A 6179-nucleotide genomic window follows, 5' to 3' on the forward strand; every position below is an offset into this window, starting at 1 on the left:
GGTCAGGCCCTCGCGCCGACCAGGCGGACGGCCAGCTCCGCGTACAGCTCCGCGACCGCGTCCGGCTCGGTCAGGCCGCCGGCGGGGAACCAGCGGCACACGTCCACACACAGTGAGTTGATCGCCAGTGTCACGCCCTCGACGTCGGGCACCACGAAGCTGCCGTCCTCCGTGCCTGCCCGGACGATCCGCTTGACGATCCGGCTGATGTCCCTGCGCAGGCCGATGACCGTCCGGTAGTGCTCAGGCGAGAGCGCGGTCAGTTCGTACTGGACCACCCGGCCGCGTTCGTGGTGGGTGGCGTGCCAGCCGCTGAACGCCCCGACGACGGAGCGCAGCCGCGCCGTCGGCGACTCGTCGACGGGGTCGGCCGCGGTCAGCACCTCCACGCACCGCACGTGGCCCTCGTAGGTGATCGCGTAGAGCAGTTCTTCCTTGGACCTGTAGTGCGGGTACATCGCGGCGGGGCTCAGGCCGAGTCGGGCGGCGATGTCGCGGGTGGTGGTGCCCCCGTATCCGTTCTCAGCGAAGGCCTCGATCGCGGCCAGCCGGATGCGGGCGGCCGCCTTGGAGGTGCTCACCACCGTCTCGCTCTGCGTGACCATCTTCCGTCTCCGTTCGACTCGCGGCCTGCGTCCGGATCCTTGACAACGCCTGCCACCCCCGCAAATATAAGCACATGCTTAGATAATGAGCGAACGCTTATTTCTGGCGGACCTTGCCTCGCGGCGCAGACGCGGAGTAGAGCCCGCCGAAGTCCGGCCCTCGACCTGACAGAGAAGGCAGACCATGAACCTGAAACTCACCGCCGAGGAACTCGCGTTCCGCGACGAGATGCGGACGTTCTTCACCACGCAGATCCCCGAGGACATCCGCGCGCGCACCGCCGCCGGGCAGGTCACTCGCGAGGACTTCGTCACCGCCCAGCGGATCCTCAACGCCGCCGGGCTCGCGGTGCCGAACTGGCCGGTCGAGTGCGGTGGCCGCGACTGGACCCCCGTGCAGCGGCACATCTGGCTCAACGAGATGCAGCTGGCCTCGGTGCCGGACCCGCTCGCGTTCAACGCCGACATGGTCGGACCGGTGATCGCCGCGTTCGGCTCGCAGGAGCAGAAGGACAAGTTCCTGCCGGGGACGGCCAACCTCGACATCTGGTGGTGCCAGGGGTTCTCCGAACCCGAGGCGGGTTCGGACCTGGCCTCGCTCAAGACCAGCGCGGTCCGCGACGGCGACGACTACATCGTCAACGGGCAGAAGACCTGGACCACCCTCGGCCAGTACGCCGACTGGATCTTCTGCCTGGTGCGCACGGATCCCAACGCGCCCAAGCGTCAGGCCGGCATCTCCTTCCTGCTGATCGACATGAAGACCCCGGGCGTCACCGTCCGTCCGATCAAGCTGATCGACGGCGGCTACGAGGTCAACGAGGTGTGGTTCGAGGACGTCCGCGTCCCCGCCGAGAACCTCGTCGGCGAGGAGAACGCCGGCTGGAGCTACGCGAAGTTCCTGCTCGGCAACGAGCGCACCGGCGTCACCCGGGTGGGGGCCTCGAAGGTCCGGATCGCCAAGGCCAAGGAGCTGGCCGCGCAGACCCGGGTCGGCGAGGGCACGCTGCTCGAGGACCCGCTCTTCGCCGCCCGACTGGCCGAGCTCGAGAACGAGCTGCTCGCGCTCGAGCTCACCCAGCTGCGCGTCGTCGCGGGTTCGGCGGACGGCAAGCCGAACCCGGCGTCGTCGTTGCTCAAGCTGCGGGGCTCGGAGCTGCAGCAGGCGTCCACCGAGATCCTGATGGACGTGGCAGGCCCCGACTCGCTGCCCTTCGAGGCCGTCGGCATCGCCTCGCCCGAGTGGGCACAGCACGCCACCCCGTCGTACCTGAACTACCGCAAGGTATCCATCTACAGCGGATCGAGCGAGGTGCAGCGCACCATCATCGCCTCCTCGATCCTCGGATTGTGAGGCGCAGCCATGGATTTCGAACTCAATGACGAACAGGGCATGCTGCGCGACACGACCCGTGAGCTGCTCAGTCGCAGCTACGACGCCGAGAAGCGCAACGCCGTCACCGCCACCGACCGTGGTTGGAGCGAGGAGGTGTGGAAGCAGTTCGCCGAGATCGGCCTGCTCGGGCTCCCGTTCGCGGAGTCGGACGGCGGCATGGGGGCCGGGCCCGTCGAGACGATGACGGTGATGGGCGAGATCGGCCGCTCGTTGGCGCCGGAGCCGTACCTCGACGCCGTACTCACCCCCGGTTCCCTGATCGCCGAGGTCGGGTCCGCCGCGCAGCGGGCCGCGGTGCTGCCGGCGCTCGCCGAGGGCGGCATCCTGCTCGCGTTCGCGCACGACGAGCCGGGCACCCGTTGGCCGGCCGTTCCGGTCGCGACCACCGCCACCCCGAGGGGGGACGGCTGGATCCTCAACGGCCGCAAGAATCCGGTGCTGCACGGTGACTGCGCCGACATCCTGATCGTCAGCGCGGCCCTGCCCGCAGGCGGTGTCGGACTGTTCCTCGTCAACGTGGACGCGACCGGGGTCACCCGCACCCCGTACGCCACCCACGACGGACTTCGCGGCGCGCAGGTCGACCTGGTCGAGGTGCCTGCGAAGGGGCTCGGCGCCGGGGGCGACGCGACGTCGGCCATCATCGCCGCGCAGGTGCGTGCGCAGGCCGCGCTGTGCGCGGAGGCGGTGGGTGCAATGTCCGAGGCGCTGCGGTTGACCACCGAGTACCTCAAGCAGCGCAAGCAGTTCGGGGTGCCCCTGGCCAAGTTCCAGACGCTGACCCAGCGGGCCGCCGACATGTACGTCCTGCTCGAACTGGCCACCAGCATGAGCCTGTACGCGACGATGTCCCTGGCCGACGGGGTCGTCGACCCGATCATCGCCTCGCGGGTCAAACTGCAGGTCGGTCGGGCGGCCCGGGCGATCGGTGCGGAGGCGATTCAGATGCACGGCGGAATCGGAATGACCGCCGAGTACCCGGTCGGCCACTACGTGTCGCGACTGATCGCGATCGATCACACCCTGGGCAGCGCCGACGACCACCTTCGGGTGCTCGCCGGGCGGGTCGCGGACCACGAGATGGTCGACATCGCGTAGCGAGCCGGTAGTCCACCGCGCGAGGCCCCGCCGACCATTCCGGTCGGCGGGGCCTCGCGTGTGTGGTCCGCCCGGTCGGGTGGACCGCCAATTCCGTCGCGCCTACAGTGTTTTACGCAATCCGGGCGCTACTCTCGGGCCTGGAACTTCAGCAACAACACGAACACGAGAACTCCCGTCAGGTGCGCGCGCGGAAATGGCCGAATCGCGGATTCTCGCGAAGGGACTTCCATGAAAAGCGGTGCTTTGCTCAAAATCGTATGTCTGACCGGCCTTTTCATCGGTCTGATTGCGGCAGGCGTTGGCGTGTACCGCCTCGACGCAGTGGCCGCCGTGCTCTCCCTGATCGTGGCATCGGTGTCGGGGCTGTACCTGCTGAAGATGCGGGCCGAGGCGCAGGGCAGGCTGGACCGGTCCGCCTGAGCGGGCATCCGCAGGGACGTGGCGCGGCGGGAGTCCGCTGACGCGCCCTGGGGACACCGACGCGAGGAGGAGACACGGTGGCGCGCGCCATAGCGACAATCAATCTCAAGGGTGGTGTCGGGAAGTCGACCACCACGGTGGCGTTGGCCGAGTTCATGGCCGCCGAGTTCGGCCAGCGGGTGCTGGTGATCGACCTGGACCCGCAGACGAACCTGACCACGATGATGATCGGGGAGCGGCGCTGGCAGGAACTCAACGACGAGGGGCTGACGCTCGCGACGCTGTTCCGCAACGCCGTCGACCGTGATCCCGCGCTGCCGCAGTTCGACATGTCCAAGACCGTGCAGCGGGGAGTCTCGTCGGTCAAGGCCGTGCACAGCGTGGACCTGCTGCCGTCGTCGTTGGACCTGATGGAGGTCCAGGAGGCGTTGAGCTACGTGCAGTTCAACGACCCGTACTCGAACGCGCCGGTGGAGATCCTCCGGAACGCGGTCGCCGAGATCGCGGACTTCTACGACTACATCCTGATCGACTGCCCGCCGAATCTCGGCATCATCACCCTCAACGGGCTCATGCTCGCCGACGGGTACATCATCCCGACGATTCCGGATGTGTTGTCCACCTACGGTATTCCGCAGATCCAGCAGCGGGTGCAGAAGTTCGCGACGCGCACCGGGCACCGGATCAAGGAGATCGGACTGGTGGTCACGAAGTACCGCAGCAACTCGACCCTGCACCGGGCGACGATCGAGCGGTTGCAGCGTGACGAGACCATTGCGAACGTGATGCCCTGCTGGGTGCCGGAGTCGAATCAGATCGCGGCGTCGGCGGAGTTCGTCGGGTACGGGACGTTGAAGATGAAGTACGGCGGCCAGGGCCAGTTCGACGCGCTGCGGATGGTCGCCGAGGACGTCCTGATGAACTCGAAGGTGTACCTGTGACGGCCGAGGCCAGGCTCCGGGTCCAGGTCGCGGAGGCCCAGGCGGCCCTGCTCAAGCTCGGCGCCGACAGCCCGGCGGCGGCGACGTCACTGGTGCGGCTGATTCAGGTGATCGCGGCGGAGGCGGCGCGCACCCCCCGGTTCGCGAAGGCACTGGGCGAGGTCCTGGCGCCGGCCGCGGAGCCGGTGGGTCCGACGTCCGGCGCCCCGGCGTCCGCGGCGACCCCGGTAGCGGTGCCGACGCGTCGTGCGCCGGCCGCGCCGCGCGGCAAGCGGGCACCGGGCCCGTTCGACCCGTTCGAGGTGCACCGCGGCGGTGGCGGCAGCGCCGGCCTGCGGGAGCGATTGCGGCCGCTCGAGGTCGACCAGCTCAAGGACATCATCGCGGAGCACGCGATGGACTACGACAGGTTGGCGATGCGCTGGCGGACCGCGTCCAAGCTGCAGGACCGGATCGTCGAGCGGGTCGAGGCGCACGCGTCGAAGGGCGACGCCTTCCGCTGATCGGCGCGGGCGGTCAGCCGACGCCCGCGCGGTGCGGGGCGACGACGATCGAGAAGTGTGCGAACTCGATCTCGTCGACCACCGCGCCGAGAACGTCACGCGCGCGCCGGGCCTCCGCCCGCCGGCCCTCGAGGTCCGCGAAGGCGTCGGCCACCTCCTGCAGTAGGTAGGGCGCCGCGACGATCCGGCCGAAGTGGTTCATCGCGACCAGCGACACGTCGTCCTTCATGGCGGCCAGGCGGGCGGTGCTCGCGGCAAAGTCGTCGAGATCCGACTCCGGCTCGTGGGCATAGATCGGTCCGGAGTTGACCGTGTCCCCGGTGAAGAGGATTCCGGTGAGGGAATCGAGCAGGCAGATGCCGTCCGGGGTGTGGCCGGGAGTGTGCAGGACGGTCAGTGTGCGCCCACCGAGGTCGAGGACCTCGCCGTCGGCGACGGTCTCGGTTGCCGGTGGGGGAGCGACGCGCCAGGCCCGACGCACCAGCCCGGCCGGCGGCCTGCGGGGAGTGCTGTCCGCGTCGAGCAGGTGCAGGTACTCGCGGTCGGCGGCGCGAACGGACTCGCAGGCGCGCACCATCCTGTCGGTGTACCCGAGGTAGGTGTCCAGGACGTGCGAGGGCGTCGGGGACGCCAGCGGCTGCACCCCGGCCGGATGGATCGCCACCCGGTCGAACTCGTGATTGCCGCCGACGTGGTCGAAGTGGAAGTGCGAATTGACCACACGAATCGGCAGGTCGGTGATCGCCTCGACCACCGGGCGCAGCGGGACAAACCCCATCCCGGTGTCGAGGAGCACGGCCTGGTCTCTGCCGGCGATCAGCCAGAGGCTCACGTGCCCGGGCTCGCTGATGCTCCAGACCCCGCGGGATATCGGGGACACCTGATGCCAATCGGTGGGGGACTGCCCGATGGTTGCCGCCCGCTCGATCGTCTTGGAGTGCTCGGTAGTCATGGAACTTCCCTCGTCCGTCGCTCCGACACCGCTACTGATGTCCATCATCGCCCTCCGGAGGCCCTCGAAGCGAGGGTTTGGTTGGCGGAGTGGGCCGCAATACTCCGCTGACCAGGCGATTTGGCGTAGATGCTCCTACTCGCGTAACTTATGTCGAGTCAGAGCGACACGGACACCGACCCGGACTTCAGAGCCCGGGACACGAGGTTGGACGAGAAAAGCCTGACAAGAACCCCTTTCAGCCAAGATCATCCAGCCGGT

General features: G+C 68.7%; 6 protein-coding genes. 4 read left to right on the top strand and 2 right to left on the bottom strand.

The window, feature by feature from the left end; genetic code table 11:
* Positions 1-2: 2 nt before the first annotated feature.
* Positions 3-605: a TetR/AcrR family transcriptional regulator gene (locus ACFO6S_RS18635; RefSeq protein WP_378419446.1), complete on the bottom strand. Its 603-nt coding sequence runs from the start codon at positions 603-605 to the stop codon at positions 3-5.
* Between the two features lie 184 nt (positions 606-789).
* Here ACFO6S_RS18635 and ACFO6S_RS18640 point away from each other — a divergent pair, with 184 nt between their 5' ends.
* The 4 genes from ACFO6S_RS18640 (at position 790) to ACFO6S_RS18655 (ending at position 4966) form a co-directional block, all read left to right on the top strand.
* On the top strand, positions 790-1959 hold the full coding sequence (locus tag ACFO6S_RS18640; RefSeq protein WP_378419447.1) for an acyl-CoA dehydrogenase family protein: 1170 nt from the start codon (positions 790-792) through the stop codon (positions 1957-1959).
* A 9-nt stretch (positions 1960-1968) separates the two neighbouring features.
* Positions 1969-3099, top strand: a complete 1131-nt coding sequence (locus tag ACFO6S_RS18645) for an acyl-CoA dehydrogenase family protein (protein WP_378419448.1) — start codon at positions 1969-1971, stop codon at positions 3097-3099.
* 500 nt (positions 3100-3599) lie between these two features.
* Entirely contained in the window at positions 3600-4463 is an 864-nt protein-coding gene (locus ACFO6S_RS18650) for a ParA family protein (protein ID WP_378419449.1), read from the top strand.
* Complete coding sequence (locus ACFO6S_RS18655) at positions 4460-4966, top strand: hypothetical protein (RefSeq protein WP_378419450.1); 507 nt, start codon at positions 4460-4462, stop codon at positions 4964-4966. Before ACFO6S_RS18650 ends, ACFO6S_RS18655 begins: the two co-directional genes overlap by 4 nt.
* A gap of 13 nt (positions 4967-4979) precedes the next feature.
* Here the strand turns inward: ACFO6S_RS18655 and ACFO6S_RS18660 are convergent, their stop codons facing one another.
* Positions 4980-5918, bottom strand: coding sequence for an MBL fold metallo-hydrolase (locus ACFO6S_RS18660; protein WP_378419451.1), 939 nt, complete (start codon positions 5916-5918; stop codon positions 4980-4982).
* Positions 5919-6179 lie beyond the last annotated feature (261 nt).

This window comes from Rhodococcus kronopolitis (genome assembly GCF_042654025.1).
Classification (GTDB): domain Bacteria; phylum Actinomycetota; class Actinomycetes; order Mycobacteriales; family Mycobacteriaceae; genus Rhodococcus_G; species Rhodococcus_G kronopolitis.